Genomic DNA, 20251 nt, shown 5'->3' with positions numbered 1-20251 from the left:
GCGGGTCGACGCAGTCGGCACCCGCCCCGGTGACGTGACCCATCTGACCGAAAGGTTCCCTCATGCTGTGCATCGGCGTCGACATCGGCGGAACTTTCACCGATGTCATCGTGTACGAACCGGCCACCGGCCGGCTCGCCGAGGCCAAGACGCTGTCCACCCCGGCGGACCCGGCGGCGGCGATCCTCGACGGCCTGACCAAGCTCGACGTCCACCTGTCGGATGTCGAGCGGTTCGTGCACGGCACCACCAGGGTCACCAACGCCCTGCTGGAAGGTGCCGGCGAACCGGTCGCGGTAATCACCACCGAGGGTTTCCGGGACGTGTTGGAGATGGGCCTGGGCCACCGTCCCCGCCTGTACAGCGTCAAGGAGGCCGCCCGCCCGGCGCTCACCCCACGCCGGATGCGGCACACCGTCCAGGAACGGGTGACCGCCGCCGGCGACATCGTCGTCCCGCTGGACATGACCGGTCTCGACGAGGTGACCGACCGGCTGGCCGCCTCCGGGGCCACCGCCGTCGCGATCTGCTTCCTGCACTCCTACCGCAACGCCGGGCACGAGCGGGCCGCCGCCGACCGGATCAGCCGTCGCCACCCGCAGTTGGCCTGCAGCATCTCCGCCGAAGTGGTCCCGGAACACGGCGAGTACGAGCGGTTCGCCACCACCGTGCTCAACGCCAGCGTCCGAGGTCCGGTCAGCGAGTACCTGTCGGGCCTCGGCTCGACCCTGGCCGGCAGCGGCTACCGCCACCCGTTGGCGATCATGACCAGCAGCGGCGGCGTGGTCTCCACCGATCAGGCCGGCCGGCTGCCGATCAACCTCGCGTTGTCCGGCCCCGCCGGCGGCGTGGCGGCCAGCGCGTACGTCGCCGGCCTGGCCGGCTTCGACAACGTCATCACCTGCGACATCGGCGGCACGAGCACGGACGTCTGTCTGATCAAGGGCGGCGTGCCACTGATGACCAACCACGGCACCATCGCCGGGCATCCGAACCGGACCTTCCAGATCGAGATCAACACGATCGGCGCCGGTGGCGGCTCGATCGCCTGGCGCGACCGGGGCGGCGAGCTGCGGGTCGGCCCGCGCAGCGCCGGCTCCGATCCCGGTCCGGCCTGCTACGGCCGGGGCGGCGCGGAACCGACGACCACCGACGCCCACCTGGTGGTCGGCCATCTCGACCCGCACGGGCGGCTGGGCGGCGAGGTCACCCCGCAGCTCGACGCGGCGCGTGCCGCTCTCGGGCGGCTGGCCGCCGAACTCGGTGACGGCCTGACCGAGACCGAACTCGCGTACGGCATCCTTCGCCTGGCCACGGTCAAGATGACCAGCGCGATCAAGGAGATCTCGGTGGCCCGTGGCCACGACCCGCGGGAATTCGTGCTGATGCCGTTCGGCGGCGCCGGACCGATGCACGCCACCGCACTCGCCGACGAGCTGGGAATCCCACGGGTACTGGTTCCGCCGGTGCCGGGAAACTTCTCGGCGCTCGGCTTCGTCGCCGCCCGGGCCCGTCACGACTACGTCCGTACCGCGCTGGTCCCCGCCGACTCCGCCGGCCTGGCGACGGCCCGCGCGCTGGTCGAGGAGCTGAAGGCGGCCGCCCGCGACCAGCTCAAGGCCGAGGACACGGTGGAGGCCGACCAGGTCACCTTCCGGCTGTCGCTGGGGATGCGTTTCCGTGGCCAGAGCTTCGACCTGGCCGTGCCGCTGGACGAGCTGCCCGACGAGCCCGCCGATCTGATCCGCGCCTTCCACGCCGCCTACCAGGAGCGGTACGCCTACCTGCGTTCGGAGCACCCGGCCGAGATCGTGAACTGCCGGCTCACCGCGTTCGGGCCACAGCCCGCCGTGATCTTCGCCGCGCCACCTGACGGCCCGGCGCCCGAGCCCGTCACCATGCCGGTGTGGGGGCCGGACGGCTGGACCGATGCCGCCGTCTGGCAGCGTGGCGAGCTGACCGCCGGCGTACGGGTCAGCGGCCCGGCGGTCGTCCGGGAGAGCGGAAGCACCACAGTGGTCGGTGCCGGCTGGTCGGGGCGGGTGGATCCGCACGGGAACCTGCTGCTGGAGCGCGCCTGATGGCTCCCGTCGATCTGCCGGCGTACGACGCCGTGCTGCTGCGACAGGCCCGGCGACAGCCGGACCGGCCGCTGTTCGCCGTCGCCGGCCGGCCCGCCGTCACCGCCGGCGAGTACGCGGCGCTCGCCGGCCGGACCGCCAGCGTGCTCGCCGCCGCCGGTGTCGGCCGCGGCGACCGGATCGCCGTCTGGGCCGAGAACAGCATCGCCTGGCTGGTGCTGCTCGCCGCCGCGGCCTGGCGCGGAGCCGCCCTGGTCACCGTGCACCCCGCCGCGACGGAGCCGGAGCTGGCCGCCGCGTTGCGTCGGACCCGGCCGGTCCGGCTGTTCGCCGCGCGAGAGATCCGGGACCGCGACGTGACGTCGTCCGCCCGGCGCGCGGCGACCGGGCCGGTCACCTTCCTGCCGGCGGACCAGGCCGGTGACGCACTCGCCGGCCTGCCCGGTTGGGCCGGGCCGCCGCCGGAGCCGGCCCGCGACCCCGACGCCCCGCTGAACGTCCAGTTCACCTCGGGATCGACGGGCACCCCGAAAATGGTCGTCCTGACCGGGCGGAACCTGGTCCGCAACGCGACCTGGACGGCGCAGGCCGCCGGGATCGGCTCCGCCGACCGGATCTGCTGTCCGTTGCCGTTCGCCCACGCCGCCGGCCTCAGCAGCGGCGTGGTGTTGGCGGCGGTCACCGGGGCGCAGCTGTTCCCGGTGCCGCGGTTCCGTCCCGACGACGTGCTCGACGTCGTGCACCGGCACCAGTGCACGGTCGTTCAACTGGTCCCGACGATGGCGACCATGCTCGCCGACCGGATCGACGAGCAGCCCCGGCGGTGGGACCTGGCCGCGCTGCGCCTGGGCTTCCTCGGTGGTGCCAGCTGCCCACCCGCCCTACGCGCGCGGGTACGCGACACGTTGCGGCTGCGGCGGTTGGCGGTCGTCTACGGGCAGACCGAGGCCGGTCCGACCATCAGCGTCGACCCCGACGACGGCAGCTGCCCACCGGACGGCTCCACCGTCGGGCGGGTACTCCCCGGGTTGCGGGCCCGGATCGTCGCGGTGGACGCCGGCGGGTCGACCCGGCCGCTGCCCGCCGGAGCAGAAGGTGAGCTGCAGGTCCGCGGCGAGTCGGTGAGCCCCGGCTATCTCGACGATCCGGCGGCGAACCGGGCGGCGTACGACCCGCAGGGGTGGTTGCGCACCGGTGACCTGGGCCGGCTCGCCGCCGACGGCACCCTGACCCTGACCGGCCGGGTGAAGGACCTGATCATCCGGGGCGGGGAGAACGTCAGCCCGGCCGAGGTCGAGGCGTTCCTGCTGACCTGCGAGGGCGTCGCCCAGGCGTGCGTCGTCGGGGTCGCGTCCCCGCGCTGGGGCGAGGAGGTGGTCGCGGTCGTGGTCGCCATCCCGGGGGCGACCCTGCGCCGCACCGAACTGGCTGCGGCCGCCGCCGGCAGCCTGTCCCGGCACAAGGTGCCGACCGACTGGCACGTCGTGACCGAACTGCCCCTGCTGCCGTCGGGCAAGGTGGACCGGCGGGCGGTCACGGCCATGATCGACGGGGTGGCACGGTGAACCCGCTCAGCTCCTGCTTCCTCGACTCGTTGACGGTGACCAGCTTCTTTGGCAACGCCGAGATGCGTGGGGTGTTCAACGACCGGCAGCTGATGCAGGCGTGGCTCGATGTGGAAGCGGCACTCGCCGGGGCCCAGGGCGACGCGGGCGTCATTCCGGCCGCGGCGGCGGCGCAGATCACCGCCGCCGCCCGGGTCGAGTCGCTGGACCTGGCTGCGGTGGCCGCCGACGCCGCCGACACCGTGCATCCGCTGGTGCCACTGGTACGGGCCCTGACCAGGGCGGCCGGCGACGGCGGCCGCTACGTCCATCTCGGCGCCACCACCCAGGACGTCATGGACACCGGGTTCGTGCTGCGCGCCCGAGCCGGACTGGACATCGTCAGCCGGCAGATCGACGAACTGGTCCGCGTACTGCGCCGGCTCGCCCTGCGGCACCGGGACACGGCGATGGCGGCCCGAACCCACGGTCAGCAGGCCCTGCCGACCACGTTCGGGCTGCGCTGCGCGGTCTGGCAGAGCGAGCTGCAGCGCCACCGGGAGCGGCTGGCCCAGCTCCGGCCCCGGTTGCTGGTGGTCAGCATGGGCGGGGCCGCCGGCACCATGGCCGGTTACGGGCCACGGGCCTTCGACATCGAACGCGCCGTCGCCGACCGGCTCGGGTTGGGCGTCGCCCCGACCCCCTGGCACGCCACCCCGGACCGGGTGGTGGAGTGTCTCACCCTGCTCGGCCTGGTCGCCTCCACCGCCGAGAAGCTGGCCCGCGAGGTGTACTTCCTCGGCCGTACCGAGATCGGCGAGGCACACGAGCCGCAGCGCGATACCCAGGTGGGCAGCAGCACGATGCCGCACAAGCGCAATCCGATCCGCTGCGAGGCGGTCATCGCCGCGGCCGGCACGGTCCGTGCGCAGGTGCCGCTGGCGATGCAGACGATGGTCTCCCAGGACGACCGGGACATGGGCGTCGGAATGGCGCTGTGGAAGCTGGTGCCGGAGTGCTTCATCCTCGTCGGCGGCGCGCTGCAGCGCCTCAACGAGGTCTTCGCCGGGCTCCGCGTCGACGTCGCCCGGATGCGCGTCAACTTGTCCACCACCGGCGGCCTGGTGCTGTCGGAGTCCGTGATGCTGCGCCTGGCCGGCCCGCTGGGCCGGGAACAGGCGCACCACCTGGTGATGCGGATCGTGCGGGACAGCCTCGACCATGATCGGCCGTTCGCCGAGTTGCTGCGCGCCGATCCGCAGGTCAGGGCGGCCCTGCCGGACGCGGAGCTGACCCGGCTGCTCGATCCACTCAGCTACGTCGGACACGCCGCGGCCCTGGTCGACCGCGCCCTACTGCAATCGGAGGCGACGTGACATCGGTACACCTGCAGCGTGCGGGGCGGCTCGCGGTGGTGACCCTGGACCGCACCGCTCGGCGCAACAGCTTCGATCTGGCCATGCTCGGGCAGTTCGAACAGGTGCTGCACGACCTCGGCCGCGACGACACCGTCGAGGTGGTGCTGCTGACCGGTGCCGGCACCGCCTTCTGCGCCGGCACCGACCTGGCTGAGCTGGCCACCCTCGACGCCGCCACCACGATGGGCGTGCAGCGGCGTACCGCCGAGCTGGTTGAGCGCTGGTACCGCCTGGAGCAGACCACGGTGACCGCGTTCAACGGGCCGGCGATCGGCTCCGGGGCGATCCTCGGGCTGGCCAGCGACCTGCGCCTCGCCGCCGACACCTGCTTCTTCACGTTTCCCGAGGTGGCCTTCGGTATCCCGCTGACCTGGGGCGGCATGGCCATCCTCGCTGACCTGGTCGGCGCCGACCGGGCCAAACGCTGGCTGCTGCTCGGCGAGCGGATCGACGCGGCCCGGCTGCACCAGCTGGAGTTGGTGACCGAGGTGGTGCCGCCCGACCGGGTGGCCGACGCCGGCACCGAACTGGCCCACCGGCTGCTGGCGGTGCCGGCGCTGGGCCGGTCGATGACCAAACGGACCGCCCGGCTGGCCGGCCCGCGCTTCGACGCGGTGGCCACCGACTCCTATCTGGGTGCGCTGAGCGTCGCGCTGCGTCCCGCCGGTCCGTACCGCCGTCCGGAGGCGGACCGGCACCCGGAGGCGGACCGGTGAAGGTCTACCAGGCGATCGCGGACGCGTTGGTCGAGCACGGAGTGGACACCGTGTTCGGCCTGCTCGGCGACGCGAACATGTTCCTGGTGGCCGACCTGGTCGCCCGGCACGGGGTCCGGTTCGTGGCGGCCCGTAACGAGAACGCCGCGGTGATGATGGCCGACGGATGGGCGCGGGTCACCGGCCGGTGCGCGGTGGCCACGGTCACCCAGGGGCCGGGCCTGGCCGCCGCCGGTCCGGCGTTGACCATCGCCCGGCAGGCGGGGACACCGCTGCTGCTGCTCGCCGGGGACACCCCGGCGAGTGACCCGCTGCACGTGCAGAACTTTCCGCAGCAGCCGTTCGCCCTGGCCACCGCCGGTACCTTCGTGCCGATGACCGGCGCGTCGACGGTGTCGCGCGACGTCGCCGCCGCGGTGCGCGAGGCCGTCGGGCGACCGGGGCCGGTGGTCCTCGACATCCCGTTGGACCTGCAGGACGAACCGGCCGGGGACCGGCCGGCCGTACCGCTCGGGGCCGCTGTCGCGCCGGCCGGACCACTGCCACTGGCACCCGACCCGACGGCGGTCGCCGGGTTGGCGGACCGCCTGCGTCGGGCCCGTCGCCCGGTGATCCTCGCCGGCCGGGGCGCGGTGCACGCCGGACCGGAGCTGACCGCGCTGGCCGACCACGCCGGAGCCGTGCTGGTCACCAGCCTGATGGCCGCCGGCCTGTTCGCGGGCCATCCGTACGCCCTCGGCGTCGCCGGTGGGCTGGCCCGTCCGCTGACCCGGGACGTGCTGCGCGAGGCGGATCTCGTCGTGACGTTCGGTGCCGGCCTGAACCGGTGGACCGCCGACCACGGACAGCTGTTCGACGCCGCGCAGGTGTACAGCGTCGACCGGGATCCGGCGGCGATCGGTGCCCGCTGGCCGGTGCACGGTGGGCTGGTTGGCGACGCGGCGCTGGCGGCCCGGGCACTGACCGGGGCGCTGGAGTCGGCGCCGCCCGGGCCGGAGCCGCACGGCTGGCGTACGCCGCGACTGGCCCGGGCGATTCGCGACGCCGACCCGTTCGCCGAGCTCGGCCCGGAGCCCGCAGGTGCCCGACACGTCGACCCCCGCCGGCTGATGGCGATCTGCGCCCGTCGGTTGCCGCTGCCCCGCACGACGGTCGTCGGGGTCGGCCACTTCGGCGGCTGGCCCAACCTCTACCTGGACTCGCCAGCGGTGGACCGGTCGCTGGTCGCGCCGTGGGAGTTCGGCAGTATCGGCGTCGGCGTGGCGTACGCGATCGGCGCCGCGCTCGGCCGCCCGGACCGCCCGGTGGTGGCGTTCGAGGGCGACGGCAGTCTGCTGACCGCGTTGGGTGAGCTGGACACCCTGGCCCGGGTCGGCGCCCCGGTGCTGGTGATCGTGCTGGACGACGGCGCGTACGGGGCGGAGGTGCGCAAGCTGCGACCGGCCGGCGCTGACCCGGGGATCGCCCGCTTCCCGTACCGGGACCTGGCCGCGGTGGCCGGCGCGCTCGGTGTCACCGCGTACCGGGCGCACGACGAGGCAACCGTTTCGGCGGCGTTCGACGCGCTGCTGCCGCTGACCGGGCCGGTGCTGCTGCACGTGAAGGTTGATCCGGATGTCGTGCAGCAGCACTTCTGAGCCGGTCGCCGGTCAACTGCCCCAGATCTGTCCGACGCCGTGGCCGAGCTGGCGGGACAGCTCGTCGGCGGTGCGGACCGCGGCGGCGGCGAGCGCGGCGACCCGTTGCGGGCTGTCCAGCCGGAAGATCGGGCCGGAGACGCTGATCGACGCGGTCACCGCGCCGAGCCGGTCCCGCACCGGCGCGCCGACGACCCGCAGACCGTCTTCGCTCTCCTCGTCGTTGAGCGCCCAGCCGCGTTCCCGTACCCCGGCGAGATCGGCCAGGAAGACGTCGATGTCGGTGATCGTACGTCGGGTCAGCCGGGTCCAGCCCGCATCGGCCAGCAGCTCACGGACCTGGTCGTCGTCCATGTCGATCAACAGCGCCTTGCCGGCGGCGCTGCACCACAACGGGATGCGTCGGCCCAGCCGGGAGACCAGCTGCAGGCTGTGCGACCCGGTCACCAGGTCGATCGAGATCGCGTCCAGGCCGTCGCGGATGGCCAGGTTGACCGACTCGCCCTGCTCTTCGGCCAGCTGGTGCAGCAGCGGTCGGGCGATGGCGTGCATGTCGAGCCCGGCCAGGAAGCGGGCGCCGAGGTCGAACACGGTGACCCCCAGCCGGTACGCGCCGGTCTCCTCGTTGCGCTGCAGGAAGCCGGCGTCGGCAAGCGCCCGGAACAACCGGCTGGCGGTCGACTTGTGCAGCCCGAGCTCCCGGCTGACGTCACTGACCTTGCGTTCGGGGGTGTCGCGCCGGAACGCGAGCAGCACGGCCAGCGCGCGGTCGAGTGCCTGGGTGCCGGACTCGCGGCCCGGGTCGGTGACAGACGACATCTTGCCTTCCCATCCCTGAAGTTGATAGGTTCATAATATAACACAAGGCTCACATGATGGTCCATCCGATGGGTGGGTCAGCCCGGTGGGTGGGTCCATCTGACCCGGTGTTCCGGGCAGTACCTCCAGAACCACTCCGGTCCCGCCCATCAGTAGGTGCCCGTCCCTGTCAGCATTGCGAGGCCCCGGATGTCCCTGAACCCGATCGATCTCGAGATCGTCACCGAAGGGCTGATCTCGATCGTGCGGGAGATGCGCCAGACGATCTTCCGCACGGCGCACTCCCCGGTGATCGCCGACGCGCAGGACTTCTCGTGCGCGTTGTTCAACGCGGACGGCGAGATGGTCGCCCAGGGCCGTGACATGCCGGGTCACGTCATCGCCATGCCGGCATCGGTGAAAGAGATCTTCGCCGACTACCGCGACGAGTTCCGGCCCGGTGACATCTATCTGGTCAACGACCCGTACCGGGGCGGCAGCCACCTCAACGACGTCACCCTGATCAGCCCGGTGTTCGTCGAGGAAGAACTGTTCCTGTTCCCCTGCGTCCGCATGCACTGGGCCGACATCGGTGGCATGACACCCGGCAGCGTCTCCGGGAAGGCCACCGAGATTCTGCAGGAAGGGCTGCGGGTCCCGCCGATCCGACTGGTCGACGCGGGCCAGCCCAACGTCGCCGCGACGCGGATCCTGTTCGCCAACGTCCGGATGGCCGACGAACGTCAGGGAGACCTGGAGTCCAGCATCGCCGCCTGCCACACCGCGCAGCGCCGGCTACGCGAACTCGTCGACCGGTACGGCCGCGACCTGATTCTCGGCTGCGTCGAGGCCAACATGGACCGCACCGAGCGGCGACTACGCGAACAGATCCGCGACCTGCCGGACGGCACCTACCACTACGAGGACTACCTCGACCTGTACACCGACGGCGAGTACGACGCCGCACAGGTGCGCTGCGCGTTGACCATCACCGGTGACCAACTCGTCGCCGACTTCCGCGGCTCCTCTCCACAGGTCGCCGCCGTCGTCAACTCGTCGCTCGCGATGACCACCGCCGGGGTCTTCATCGCCGTCAAGTCCGCCTTGGATCCTGGCGGGCTGGTCAACCACGGCGCCTTCCGGCCACTGACCGTGCGTACCGACCCGGGAACCGTCGTACACGTCACCTACCCGGCACCGGCCAACGCGCACAGCGAGGTCCGCAAGCGGGTCATCTCCGCGGTGATGGCCGCCCTCAGCCAGGTCGCACCGGACCTGATCGCCGCCGACCAGTTCGGTACGACCTTCCAGAACCTGATCGGCGGCGTCGACGAACATACCGGCCAGCCGTACCTCTACTACGACTACCCGGCCGGCGGCAACGGAGGCTTCCTCGGCTCCGACGGCCCGAGCGCGATGAACCCCGTCGACCTCGGCGACATCTCCACGATCCAGTCGGTCGAACGGCTGGAAACCGAGATCCCGATCCTTGTCGAAGCGTGTGAGCTGCGTACCGGATCCGGCGGCGCCGGCCGGCACCGCGGTGGCCTCGGCGCCCGACGGGCCACCCGGCTGCTGGCGACCAGCGGCGCCTACTCGGTGCAGACCGATCGCACCACCGTCGCGCCGTACGGACTCTCCACCGGCGCGCCCGGCGCCCCCACCGCCACCTATCTGCGCCGCGCCGGCCGCCGGATCGACTTCGACACCCCCGGCAAGGTCGCCGGACACCGGATGCGCGAAGGCGACGTACTGGTGATGGAGTCAGCCGGCGGCGGCGGCTGGGGCGACCCGCTCACCCGCGACCCCGACCTGGTGGCCGCCGACGTCGCAGCCGGCTACCTCACCACCAACCAGGCCCTCGACCGCTACGGCGTGGTGTGCGACGGCACCGGTCTGCTCGACGAAGCGGCTACCGGTGCCGCCCGCGACCAGGCCCGCGCCGCACGTCGCTGGTACCAGGTCACCACCACCGCCGAGCCGGCCTACACCGGTCAGCGGGGCCGCCGTCGCCTCGTCTACACCAACCCCGCCGACGGTCTGCCCGCCGACACGCTGATCGAACTGCACGGCACCCACCCCGCACCGCTGCGTGCCTGGGTGCGCCACGACCCCGGCGTCGCTCGGCACCAGGCCGCGCTCGACGACGACGGGCTGCGGATTCTCGGCGCCCAGCCCGGTGACCGCTGCCTGCTGCGGGTCCTGCGCGACGCCCCGGCCCCGACAGGAGGACCGCGATGAGCAAGGTGTTCCGACTGCCCGCACCGACCCGGGGCACCACGACCCGTACCCGTACCCGGCGACCGGACTCCGCTGACGCTGTCCGCCCCGCCCCGGCAGGCCGCCGACCCGGTATCGTCGCCGGCTACCTCAGCCCGCACCCGCCGCACCTGATCTACGGCGAGAACCCGCCGCAGAACGAACCCCGGTCACAAGGCGGCTGGGAAGTGCTGCGCTGGGCGTACCACCGACTCCGCCGCCGGATCCGCGACGTGCACCGGCCCGACGTGCTGATCGTGCACGCCCCGCACTGGATCACCATGGTCGGCCACCACGTGAACTGCGTACCCAACCCGCGCGGCGTCTCCGTCGAGCCGATCTTCCCGCACCTGTTCCGCTACCACTACGACTTCCACACTGACGTACCCCTCGCCGAGGCCATCGCCGACGAAGCCGCCGACCTCGGCCTGGTCACCAGCAAGCTGCGCGATCCCGGGGTACGGGTCGACTACGCCACCATCGGCGCACTGCACATGGTCAACCCCGACTGGGACATCCCAGTGGTGTCGCTGTCGGCCAACAACAACCCGTACTTCTACTCCGAGGCGTCCCTCGGCCAGATGGAGGTGCTCGGCGAGGCGACCCGCCGGGCAATCGAGAACACCGGCCGACGCGCCGTGCTTCTCGCCTCCAACTCCCTGTCCCACCTGCACTGGCACGAGGAACCCCAGCTGCCCGAGGACATGGAACGCGAGCACCCGTACAACAACCACCAGTACCGCTGGGACATGAAGCTGCTGGAAACGATCCGCCAGGGTCCGACCAGCCGGCTGCGCGAACTCATCCCCGAACACATCGAAGCCACCGCGTCCGAGACGAAGGCCGGCAGCCTCACCTGGCTGCTGTCCGCGCTCGGCTGGCCGGACATCGCCGGTGACGTGCTCGGCTACGGCACGATCATCGGAACCGGCAACGCGGTGGTCGAGTGGACACCGGAGAACGTCGATGACTGACCGTGGAATCCAGGCCGGCGTACTGCTGCCCGGCATGCCGCACCTGCTCGCCGACAAGCCCGCCACCAGCTGGGCGGCGCTGGCCGACTCCGCCCGTACGGTCGGCGACCGGCTGCGCGCCCTCGAACCGGACGTCGTCCTGCTGCTGTCCACCCAGTGGTTCACCGTGCTCGGCCACCAGTTCCAGTGCGACCCGAACCCGCGTGGGGCGCACACCGACGAGAACTGGTACGCCTACGACTACGGCCACCTCAGCTACGACCTGCGCTTCGACGTCGAGTTCACCGAACGCTGGGCGGCCCGGGTGGACGCCGACGGCATGCAGGCCCGCCGCACCCGCTACCAGGGCTTCCCGATCGACACCGGGACGATCGTCACCTCCACGCTGCTCGACCCGCAGCGCACCCTGCGCTGGGCGCAGGTGTCGTGCAACCTGTACGCCGGCGCCGACACCCTGGCCCAGGTCGGCCGAGCCGGCGCCGAAGCCGCCCGTGACGCCGGTGTCCGGGCGGCGGTGGTGGTGGTCAGCGGACTGTCCTCCGGCCTCATCCAGCAGTGGATCGAGCCGGACCAGGACCGCATCGCCGAGCCGGCACACGACCGGTGGAACGAACGGATCTTGCAGATGCTGACCGCCGGCGACACCGACAAAGTCCTCGCGGTCCGCGAAGACTACGCCCGCCAGGCCCAGGCCGACAGCCAGTTCCGGGCATTCGCCTTCCTCGCCGGCACCGGAGTCGCCGCAGCCCCGGCGCAACTGCACAGCTACGGACCACTGTGGGGCACCGGCGCTGCCGTCCTGTCCTGGAATCTGCCGGCACCCGCGTGAGCGACGCCGGCCCGCACCGCATGACCGACAGCCCGACCAGCGGGCACCCGAAACACCAACGACAGGAGGAACCCGATGCGTAACGCCGCTGCGGGATTCGTCGAAGCCGAAGGATTCATTCCGATCTTCGACGCGGTGGACGCCATGGTCAAGGCGACCGAGGTCGAAGTAACCGGAGTCGTACGCCTCGGCGGCGGAATCGTCGCCGTGGCGGTCCGCGGCGACCTCGCCACCGTGGAAGAAGCCGTCGACATCGGCGAGGAGACCGCCCGAGCCAAGACCGGCCGCCCGGTCCGGTCCATCGTCTTCGCCAGCCCCTGCGACGCAGTCACCGCGCTGGCCATCGACCCCGGACTCGTCGGCAACTGAGCCGGCCCTGCCGGCGACACAGCCAGAAGGAGAAGTGTCATGTCCTCAGAGAAGGCGATCGGAATCGTGGAGACCCGGGGCATCGTCGCCCTCTCCGCAGGGATCGAAGCCATGATCAAGACTGCGGACGTACGGTGCATCGCCGTCGAACGGGTCACCAGCGGCTATCTCGCCGCCGCTGTGCAGGGCACCCTGGCGGCCGTACGGCAGGCAGTGTCAGCCGGGGAGGCCGCCATTCGCCAACACGGTGATCTGCGCAGCTCGCAGATCTACCCCAAGCCGCATCCGGCCACCTCGGCACTGCTGGAGGAGGGCGAGTCGACCCGGATCCGGGCCGTCATGGCCTCGCTGCAGGGTGACAGCTGATGATCCTCGCGGAAGTGCTCGGCAAGGTCTGGCCCGACCGGATCGTCGCGACCCTTCAGGGACGCCGCCTGGTGCTGATTCGCGAGCACCCGGACGGGCCGCAGCGGGTCGCCGTCGACCTGATGAACGCCGGCACCGGCAGCACCGTACTGGTCGCTACCGACGAGGCGGCCGCCGCCGCGACCGGTGAAGCGACAGTCGACGCTGCCGTCGTGGCCCTGGTCGCTGACCAGGGCAGCGGCGTCGCCACCACGGACTGACCCCCCGACACATCCCCGCGCACCGGCAACGGAAGGTTGAACATGGCAGCTATCGCACCGACGTCGCCCGCCCTGTGGCACCCCGACCTGTACGTCGGCCGGCCGGCCGCCGACGGTCCCGGCCTGCTGCGTAGTTTCGTCGATGGTCGGTTCGTCGATACCGGGAAGCGGTTTGCGAAGGTGTCGCCGGTGTCCGGGGAGACGGTGTTCGAGGTGGCGGAGGCTGATTCTGCGACGGTGGACGCGGCGGTGGCGGCGGCCCGGTCGGCGTTGCGTGGTCCGTGGGGCGGGATGGGTGAGCGGGATCGGGCGGTGGTGTTGCGGGCGGTCGCCGATGAGTTGGACCGCCGCTTCGACGATCTGGTCGCCGCTGAGGTGGCGGATACGGGTAAGCCGGTCGGTCAGGCCCGGACGTTGGACATTCCGCGTGGGGCGGCGAACTTCCGGGCGTTCGCGGAGATCGCCGCGACCGCGCCGACGGAGTCGTTCACGACGGTCACGCCGTCGGGTGGTCGGGCGTTGAACTACGCGGTCCGTAAGCCGGTGGGCGTGGTGGCGGTGATCGTGCCGTGGAATCTGCCGTTGCTGCTGCTGACGTGGAAGGTGGCCCCGGCGTTGGCGTGCGGTAACGCGGTCGTGGTGAAGCCGTCGGAGGAGACGCCGGCGTCGGCGACGTTGTTGGCGGAGGTGATGGCGGTGGCCGGTGTACCCGACGGGGTGTTCAATGTGGTGCACGGCTTCGGGCCGGGCGCGGCGGGGGAGTGGCTGACCACCCATCCCGGCGTGGACGCGATCACGTTTACGGGTGAGTCGGCGACCGGGTCGGCGATCATGCGGGCCGCCGCTGACGGGGTGAAGGCGGTGTCGTTCGAGCTGGGCGGTAAGAACGCGGGTCTGGTGTTCGCTGATGCCGATCTGGACGCCGCCGTCGCTGGTTCGGTGCGGTCGTCGTTCACCAACGGCGGACAGGTGTGTCTGTGCACGGAGCGGTTGTACGTGCAGCGGCCGGTGTTCCACTCCTTCGTGGACCGGTTGGCGGCGGCTGCCCGGGACGCCCGGTGGGGCTGGCCCGCCGACGAGACGATTGCGACGATGCCGCTGATCTCGCGGGCGCATCGGGACAAGGTGCTGGGCTTCTACGACCTGGCCCGCGCCGAAGGCGCCGACGTACGCGCCGGTGGTGGGGTGCCGGCCTTCGGTGACGCCCGCGACGGGGGCGCGTATGTGCAGCCGACGGTGGTGACCGGGCTCGACTCCTCGGCGCGGCTGGTGCGCGAGGAGGTGTTCGGCCCGGTCTGCCACATCGCGCCGTTCGACACCGAGGAGGAGGCGTTCGCGCTGGCGAATGATTCCGACTACGGCCTCGCGGCGACGGTGTGGACCCGGGATGTGGGGCGGGCGCACCGGGCCGGTGCCCGGCTGGACGCCGGCATCGTCTGGGTCAACACCTGGTTCCTGCGGGACCTGCGCACCCCGTTCGGTGGGGTGAAGGCCTCCGGGGTGGGCCGGGAGGGTGGCGTGCACTCGCTGGACTTCTACTCCGAGTTGACCAACGTCTGCGTGGACCTGACATGAGCGTGACAGTGGACATCGAGGCGGCCGTCGCGGCGCTGGCTGGGGCGTACGACACGGGGGTGCCGTGTGCGCCGCTGCGGAACGGCCTGTTGCCGGTTGGTGACGTGGCCGCCGGGTACGCGGTGCAGCGGGAGTTGGTGGCCGGCTGGACAGGCGCGGGCCGCCGCCGGGTCGGCGCGAAGATCGGTTTGACGTCGCCGGCGGTGCAGGCCGCGTTCGGCGTCTACCAGCCCGATTTCGGGGTGCTGTTCGCCGACATGGCGGTGCCGGATGGTGACGAGGTGGATTTGGCCGGGCTGATCCAGCCCAGGGTGGAGGCGGAGGTGGCGTTCGTGTTCGGCGCCGATTTGCCGGACGGGCCGGCGACGGTGGTGGATGTGCTGCGGGCCACCGACTTCCTGCTGCCGGCGGTCGAGATCGTCGACTCCCGGATCACCGACTGGGACATCTCTATCGTGGACACGGTGGCGGACAACGCGTCGTCGGGGCTGTTCGTGCTCGGTGACCGGCCGGTGCCGCCCGCCTCGGTGGACCTGCGGGAGTGCGGCATGGTGCTGGAGTCGGCCGGTGTGCCGGTGTCGGTGGGTGCCGGTGCGGCCTGTCTCGGCAATCCGGTGCACGCCGTCGCCTGGCTGGCCACGACGCTCGCGGCGGCGGGGGATCCGCTGCGGGCCGGTGACGTGGTGCTCTCGGGGGCGCTGGGCCCGATGGTGCCGGTCACTCCGGGGGCGGCGTACGAGGCGCGGATCGCCGGGCTCGGTTCGGTGCGGACCAGGTTCAGCGCGAAACCGGCCGACCGGTCGGGTGAGTCAGGGGAGGGGTCGTGACGGGTGTCGGGGTGGCGGTGATCGGGTCGGGCAACATCGGTACCGACCTGATGATCAAGGTGCTGCGGTTGTCGGAGTCGCTGCGGATGGTGGCGATGGTCGGTATCGACCCCGGGTCGGACGGGCTGGCCCGTGCCCGCCGGTTGGGTGTGGCGACCACGAGTGATGGGGTCGACGGCCTGGTCGGGATGCCTGAGTTCGCCGACGTCGGGTTGGTGTTCGACGCCACGTCGGCCGGTGCGCACCGGCGCAACAACGAGGTCCTGCAGGCTTACGGGCGGACGGTGGTCGATTTGACTCCGGCCGCGGTCGGCCCGTACGTGGTGCCGCCAGTGAATCTGGACGCGCATTTGGCCGAGCGCAACGTCAACATGGTGACCTGTGGTGGGCAGGCGACGGTGCCGGTCGTCGCCGCCGTCGCGGCGGTGGCGCCGGTGGCGTACGCGGAGATCGTGGCGTCGATCGCGTCCCGTTCGGCCGGCCCCGGGACGCGGGCGAACATTGACGAGTTCACCCAGACCACCGCCCGCGCCCTGGAGGTCGTCGGCGGCGCCGGCAGAGGTAAAGCGGTCATCGTGTTGAACCCGGCGGACCCGCCGCTGCTGATGCGCGACACCGTCTACTGCCTGATCCCGGCCGGCGTCGACACCGGCCGGGTGGCTGACTCGGTGGCGGCCATGGTGGCGTCGGTCGCCGGGTACGTGCCCGGCTACCGGCTCAAGCAGCGGGTTCAGTTCGATCCGGTCGACGCGTACGTGCCGGCGCTGGGTGGCCATTTCACCGGTATCCAGGTGTCGGTGTTCCTGGAGGTCTCCGGTGCCGGGCACTACCTGCCCGCCTATGCCGGCAACCTGGACATCATGACGTCGGCCGCGCTGCGTACCGCCGAACGTCTGGTCGCCGTCCGGGCCGAGCAGCAGGAAGGGGCACGGTCATGACCCGGCTGTACGTGCAGGACGTGACGTTGCGTGACGGCATGCACGCCATCAGGCACCGGTACACCGTCGAGGAGGTCCGGCAGGTCGCCGCCGCGTTGGACGCGGCCGGCGTGGACGCGATCGAGGTCGCTCACGGCGACGGCCTGGCCGGCTCGTCCGTCACCTACGGCCACGGGGCGGCGTCGGACGCCGACTGGATCATCGCCGCCGCCGAGTCGATCAGCAATGCCCGACTGACCACGCTGCTGCTGCCGGGCATCGGCACCATCGACGACCTGAAAGCGGCCCGGGACCTCGGGGTCACCAGTGTGCGGATCGCGACCCACTGCACCGAGGCCGACGTCGCCGCCCAGCACATCGGCTGGGCCCGCGACCAGGGTATGGACGTCGCCGGCTTTCTGATGATGGCGCACATGAACACCCCGGAAGGGCTCGCGGCCCAGGCCAAGCTGATGGAGTCGTACGGGGCGCACTGCGTCTACGTCACCGACTCCGGCGGCCGACTGCTGATGACGGATGTCGCCGCCCGGGTCGACGCCTACCGGGCCGTGCTCGACCCGCAAACGCAGATCGGCATCCACGCCCACCACAACCTGTCCCTCGGTGTGGCGAACAGCGTCGTCGCCGTGCAGCACGGCACCACCCGGGTCGACGCCTCCCTCGCCGGGATGGGCGCCGGGGCCGGCAACGCCCCCCTCGAGGTCTTCACCGCCGTCGCCGACCTGCACGGCTGGGAACACGGCTGCGACACGTTCGCCCTGATGGACGCCGCCGAGGACCTGGTCCGGCCGCTGCAGGACCGGCCGGTGCGGGTCGACCGGGAAACCCTGTCGCTCGGCTACGCCGGCGTCTACTCCAGCTTCCTGCGCCACGCCGAACGCGCCGCCGACCGCTACAACCTGGACGTGCGGTCCATCCTGGTCGAACTCGGCCGGCGCCGGATGGTCGGCGGCCAGGAGGACATGATCACCGACGTCGCCCTCGACCTCGCCGACGCCGCCAACACCGCCCACGGAGGTGCGCAGTGACCACCAGCGCAGACGTCGACCTCGCCGGGTTGGCCGCCCGACTCGACAACGCGGCCCGCAACGGCACCCCGATTCCGCAGCTCGCCGACGCCCACGGCGTCGACGTCGACGCCGCGTACCGGGTGCAGCAGGCCCTGATCGCCCGCCGCACCGACCGGGGCCAACGCCTCGCCGGCGCCAAGATGGGGCTGACCAGCCAGGCCAAGATGGCGCAGGTCGGCGTCGACTCCCCGATCCTCGGCCAGCTCACCGACACCACGCAGGTGCCCGACGGCGGCAGCGTCGACATCTCCAGGCTGATCCACCCCCGGGTCGAACCGGAGATCGCCTTCCTCCTCGACAGGCCGCCGACACCCGGGATGCCGTTCACCGACGCGGTCCGGGCCGTCGCCCCCGCCCTGGAGGTCATCGACTCCCGCTACCGCGACTTCACCTTCTCGCTGCCCGACGTGATCGCCGACAACACCTCCGCAGCCCTGTACACCATCGGGCCGTGGCAGCCGGTCCCGGACGGCGTCGACAACCTCGGCGTACTGCTCGACGTCGACGGACACACGGTGCAGACCGGATCCACGGCGGCCATCCTCGGCGACCCCCGCCGGGCCCTCGCCGCCGGCGTCGCCCTCGCCGACCGGCACGGCCCCACCCTCCAAGCCGGCTGGATCTTCCTGGCCGGCGCGGCCACCGCCGCGGTGCCGCTCGCCCCCGGCGTCCACGTGCGGGCCACCGTGCAAGGGCTCGGCACCGCCGCCTTCACCACCACCGGAGGTACGCCCCTCACCACCACCGGGGGTACGCGATGACCGCGCACCTGGTCGCGGGCAAGGCCACCCCACGCGGCAAGTTCCCGCACGTCAAAACAGCTGGCGGATTCATCTTCGTCTCCGGTACGTCGAGCCGCCGCCCGGACAACACCATCGCGGGTGCCACCGTCGACGAATACGGCACCACCCAACTCGACATCCGGGAACAGACCCGCGCGGTGATCGCCAACATCGCCGACCTGCTCGCCGCCGCCGGCGCCAGCCTCGCCGACCTGGTCTCGGTCACCACCTACCTGGTCAACATGAACGACTTCGGCGGCTACAACCAGGTCTGGGCCGAGCACTTCGACCACACCGGACCCACCCGCACCACCGTCGCCGTGCACCAACTCCCGCACCCGCACCTGCTCATCGAGATCCAGGCCGCCGCCGTGGCACCGGGGTGACGGTGAGATTCCGGCCTTGCCGGTGGCTGTGGCTCGATGACTATGCGACTGTGCTCGCCGGTGGCACGGTTGGCGACCACGCGCGGATCGGGTGCGCTGCGACGCGGGTGAGCGCGACACCACGTTACGAGGTCGTCGCATGACCATCGCGGTACGGCAGGATGGGCGACGGAGACGCCCGTACCGCGACGACGACTGCCGGAGACGCCGTGACCACCGACACCCGCCCGCAGACCGCCACGCCGGACCTGTTCGCCGTACCGGCCGGCCTGGAGACTCCCAATCTGCTGCTCGACCTCGACGTCCTGGAGCGCAACCTCGATGAGATGGCCGGGCTGTGCCAACTGCATCAGGTGGGGTTGCGGCCGCACGCCAAGACCCACCGGGTGCCCCGGCTTGCGTCGATGCAGCTGGATCGTGGGGCGGACGGCATCTGTGTGGCGAAGCTCGGTGAGGCCGAGGCGTTCGCCGCGGCCGGGGTGACCCGGATGACAGTGGCCTATCCGCTGGTCGGCCGGGACAAGGCCGAACGCGCCGTACGGTTGGCGCAGCGCTGTGAGCTGACCGTCGGCGCGGACAGCGTCGCCGGTGCCCGGACGCTGGGGGAGGCGTTTGCCGCTGCCGGACGGCTGTTGGACGTACTGCTGATCGTCGACAGTGGTCTGGGCCGGTGTGGGGTGGCGCCGGCGGATGCCGCGCGGATCGCCTGGGACATTGCCGAGCTGCCCGGCGTCCGGTTGACCGGGGTGATGACGTACGAGGGATCGGTGTACGCGGCGACTGACCGTGCGGATCTGACCCGGCGGTCACAGGAGGCGGCCGGTGTCATGGTGGATACCGCGGCCGCGATCCGGTCGGCCGGGCTGACCCTGTCGACGGTGTCGCTCGGTGCTTCCGCTTCCGCCCGGACCGTGGTGGCCGAGCCCGGGGTGACCGAGATCCGGCCCGGCATCTACGCCTTCAACGACCTGGGGCAGATCGCGCTCGGTAATGCCACCGTGGCGACCTGCGCGGTGCGGGTCCTCGCCACCGTGGTCAGTCATCCGGAGCCGCACCGTGCCTGCATCGACGCGGGGTCGAAGACGTTCGGCCAGGACGGCCTGCCGGCGTCGGCGCATCTCGATGCCTACGGCGGCCACGGGCTGCTGGTGGGGTTGCCCGGGTGGCGGATCGACCGGCTTTCCGAGGAGCACGGTTGGCTGCGGTGGGCCGGTCCGGGGCAGCCGAGTCCGCTCACGGTCGGGCAGCGGGTGCAGGTGGTTCCGAACCACGTCTGCATGGTGTTCGCCGGTCTTGGCGAGGTGACGGCGGTACGCGGCGGCGAGGTGGAGGCGGTCTGGCCGACGATCGGGCCGGGCGCGTCGAGGTGACCACAGGTAGAAGCAATCGAGATGTAGTTGCAAAGATCTGGCAATAGCGCAT

The 20251-nt window shown here is 71.8% G+C and carries 19 protein-coding genes; 18 read left to right on the top strand and 1 reads right to left on the bottom strand.

Going from position 1 to position 20251, the window contains the following annotated elements:
* Positions 1-62 precede the first annotated feature (62 nt).
* Genes O7629_RS12210 through O7629_RS12190 form a run of 5 tightly spaced genes read left to right on the top strand, consistent with a single transcriptional unit; the run spans position 63 to position 7396 of the window.
* On the top strand, positions 63-2081 hold the full coding sequence (locus tag O7629_RS12210; RefSeq protein WP_278169266.1) for a hydantoinase/oxoprolinase family protein: 2019 nt from the start codon (positions 63-65) through the stop codon (positions 2079-2081).
* A complete protein-coding gene (locus tag O7629_RS12205; protein WP_278169264.1) occupies positions 2081-3646 on the top strand; it encodes a class I adenylate-forming enzyme family protein in 1566 nt (521 codons plus the stop codon). The genes O7629_RS12210 and O7629_RS12205 overlap by 1 nt, the downstream gene beginning before the upstream one ends.
* A complete protein-coding gene (gene purB, locus O7629_RS12200) occupies positions 3643-5001 on the top strand; it encodes an adenylosuccinate lyase (RefSeq protein ID WP_278169263.1) in 1359 nt (452 codons plus the stop codon). The genes O7629_RS12205 and purB overlap by 4 nt, the downstream gene beginning before the upstream one ends.
* Complete coding sequence (locus O7629_RS12195; protein ID WP_278169262.1) at positions 4998-5759, top strand: enoyl-CoA hydratase/isomerase family protein; 762 nt, start codon at positions 4998-5000, stop codon at positions 5757-5759. The genes purB and O7629_RS12195 overlap by 4 nt, the downstream gene beginning before the upstream one ends.
* Complete coding sequence (locus O7629_RS12190; RefSeq protein ID WP_278169261.1) at positions 5756-7396, top strand: thiamine pyrophosphate-binding protein; 1641 nt, start codon at positions 5756-5758, stop codon at positions 7394-7396. Before O7629_RS12195 ends, O7629_RS12190 begins: the two co-directional genes overlap by 4 nt.
* 12 nt (positions 7397-7408) lie before the next feature.
* Here the strand turns inward: O7629_RS12190 and O7629_RS12185 are convergent, their stop codons facing one another.
* On the bottom strand, positions 7409-8215 hold the full coding sequence (locus tag O7629_RS12185; protein ID WP_278169260.1) for an IclR family transcriptional regulator: 807 nt from the start codon (positions 8213-8215) through the stop codon (positions 7409-7411).
* Between the two features lie 189 nt (positions 8216-8404).
* Here O7629_RS12185 and O7629_RS12180 point away from each other — a divergent pair, with 189 nt between their 5' ends.
* From O7629_RS12180 to O7629_RS12120, 13 genes are all read left to right on the top strand, one after another.
* On the top strand, positions 8405-10435 hold the full coding sequence (locus tag O7629_RS12180) for a hydantoinase B/oxoprolinase family protein (RefSeq protein WP_278169258.1): 2031 nt from the start codon (positions 8405-8407) through the stop codon (positions 10433-10435).
* Entirely contained in the window at positions 10432-11427 is a 996-nt protein-coding gene (locus tag O7629_RS12175) for a tRNA U-34 5-methylaminomethyl-2-thiouridine biosynthesis protein (RefSeq protein WP_278169256.1), read from the top strand. The genes O7629_RS12180 and O7629_RS12175 overlap by 4 nt, the downstream gene beginning before the upstream one ends.
* Complete coding sequence (locus O7629_RS12170; protein WP_278169254.1) at positions 11420-12256, top strand: 2-amino-5-chlorophenol 1,6-dioxygenase subunit alpha; 837 nt, start codon at positions 11420-11422, stop codon at positions 12254-12256. The genes O7629_RS12175 and O7629_RS12170 overlap by 8 nt, the downstream gene beginning before the upstream one ends.
* A gap of 75 nt (positions 12257-12331) precedes the next feature.
* Positions 12332-12625, top strand: a complete 294-nt coding sequence (locus O7629_RS12165) for a BMC domain-containing protein (RefSeq protein ID WP_278169253.1) — start codon at positions 12332-12334, stop codon at positions 12623-12625.
* Between the two features lie 39 nt (positions 12626-12664).
* Positions 12665-12991 (top strand): BMC domain-containing protein, encoded by a 327-nt coding sequence (locus O7629_RS12160; protein ID WP_278169252.1) that lies wholly within the window; start codon positions 12665-12667, stop codon positions 12989-12991.
* Positions 12991-13251 carry a EutN/CcmL family microcompartment protein gene (locus tag O7629_RS12155; protein WP_278169250.1) on the top strand — a complete coding sequence of 87 codons (261 nt, stop codon included), beginning with the start codon at positions 12991-12993 and terminating at the stop codon, positions 13249-13251. The genes O7629_RS12160 and O7629_RS12155 overlap by 1 nt, the downstream gene beginning before the upstream one ends.
* A gap of 42 nt (positions 13252-13293) precedes the next feature.
* Positions 13294-14826, top strand: coding sequence for a 2-hydroxymuconic semialdehyde dehydrogenase (locus O7629_RS12150; RefSeq protein WP_278169249.1), 1533 nt, complete (start codon positions 13294-13296; stop codon positions 14824-14826).
* 2 nt (positions 14827-14828) lie between these two features.
* Positions 14829-15653, top strand: a complete 825-nt coding sequence (locus O7629_RS12145) for a fumarylacetoacetate hydrolase family protein (RefSeq protein WP_278174510.1) — start codon at positions 14829-14831, stop codon at positions 15651-15653.
* On the top strand, positions 15650-16591 hold the full coding sequence (locus tag O7629_RS12140) for an acetaldehyde dehydrogenase (acetylating) (RefSeq protein ID WP_278169248.1): 942 nt from the start codon (positions 15650-15652) through the stop codon (positions 16589-16591). The genes O7629_RS12145 and O7629_RS12140 overlap by 4 nt, the downstream gene beginning before the upstream one ends.
* The gene (gene dmpG, locus O7629_RS12135) at positions 16588-17619 is read left to right on the top strand and encodes a 4-hydroxy-2-oxovalerate aldolase (protein ID WP_278169247.1); all 1032 of its coding nucleotides are present in this window, start codon (positions 16588-16590) and stop codon (positions 17617-17619) included. The genes O7629_RS12140 and dmpG overlap by 4 nt, the downstream gene beginning before the upstream one ends.
* Positions 17616-18422: a fumarylacetoacetate hydrolase family protein gene (locus tag O7629_RS12130; RefSeq protein WP_278169246.1), complete on the top strand. Its 807-nt coding sequence runs from the start codon at positions 17616-17618 to the stop codon at positions 18420-18422. The genes dmpG and O7629_RS12130 overlap by 4 nt, the downstream gene beginning before the upstream one ends.
* On the top strand, positions 18419-18829 hold the full coding sequence (locus O7629_RS12125; RefSeq protein ID WP_278169245.1) for a RidA family protein: 411 nt from the start codon (positions 18419-18421) through the stop codon (positions 18827-18829). Before O7629_RS12130 ends, O7629_RS12125 begins: the two co-directional genes overlap by 4 nt.
* Positions 18830-19038: 209 nt before the next feature.
* On the top strand, positions 19039-20199 hold the full coding sequence (locus O7629_RS12120) for an alanine racemase (RefSeq protein ID WP_278169244.1): 1161 nt from the start codon (positions 19039-19041) through the stop codon (positions 20197-20199).
* Positions 20200-20251 lie beyond the last annotated feature (52 nt).

This window comes from Solwaraspora sp. WMMD792, assembly GCF_029626105.1.
Lineage (GTDB): Bacteria > Actinomycetota > Actinomycetes > Mycobacteriales > Micromonosporaceae > Micromonospora_E.
Note: the sequence above shows the minus strand (reverse complement) of the source record. Positions and strands in the feature narration are given on the sequence as shown.

What these genes read in the sequence shown, in the direction of transcription:
- O7629_RS12210 (WP_278169266.1), top strand. Translation starts at nt 63, where the DNA reads ATGCTGTGCATCGGCGTCGACATCGGCGGAACTTTCACCGATGTCATC.
- O7629_RS12205 (WP_278169264.1), top strand. Translation starts at nt 2,081, where the DNA reads ATGGCTCCCGTCGATCTGCCGGCGTACGACGCCGTGCTGCTGCGACAG.
- O7629_RS12185 (WP_278169260.1), bottom strand. Translation starts at nt 8,215, where the DNA reads ATGTCGTCTGTCACCGACCCGGGCCGCGAGTCCGGCACCCAGGCACTC.
- O7629_RS12180 (WP_278169258.1), top strand. Translation starts at nt 8,405, where the DNA reads ATGTCCCTGAACCCGATCGATCTCGAGATCGTCACCGAAGGGCTGATC.
- O7629_RS12175 (WP_278169256.1), top strand. Translation starts at nt 10,432, where the DNA reads ATGAGCAAGGTGTTCCGACTGCCCGCACCGACCCGGGGCACCACGACC.
- O7629_RS12170 (WP_278169254.1), top strand. Translation starts at nt 11,420, where the DNA reads ATGACTGACCGTGGAATCCAGGCCGGCGTACTGCTGCCCGGCATGCCG.
- O7629_RS12165 (WP_278169253.1), top strand. Translation starts at nt 12,332, where the DNA reads ATGCGTAACGCCGCTGCGGGATTCGTCGAAGCCGAAGGATTCATTCCG.
- O7629_RS12160 (WP_278169252.1), top strand. Translation starts at nt 12,665, where the DNA reads ATGTCCTCAGAGAAGGCGATCGGAATCGTGGAGACCCGGGGCATCGTC.
- O7629_RS12155 (WP_278169250.1), top strand. Translation starts at nt 12,991, where the DNA reads ATGATCCTCGCGGAAGTGCTCGGCAAGGTCTGGCCCGACCGGATCGTC.
- O7629_RS12150 (WP_278169249.1), top strand. Translation starts at nt 13,294, where the DNA reads ATGGCAGCTATCGCACCGACGTCGCCCGCCCTGTGGCACCCCGACCTG.
- dmpG (WP_278169247.1), top strand. Translation starts at nt 16,588, where the DNA reads ATGACCCGGCTGTACGTGCAGGACGTGACGTTGCGTGACGGCATGCAC.
- O7629_RS12125 (WP_278169245.1), top strand. Translation starts at nt 18,419, where the DNA reads ATGACCGCGCACCTGGTCGCGGGCAAGGCCACCCCACGCGGCAAGTTC.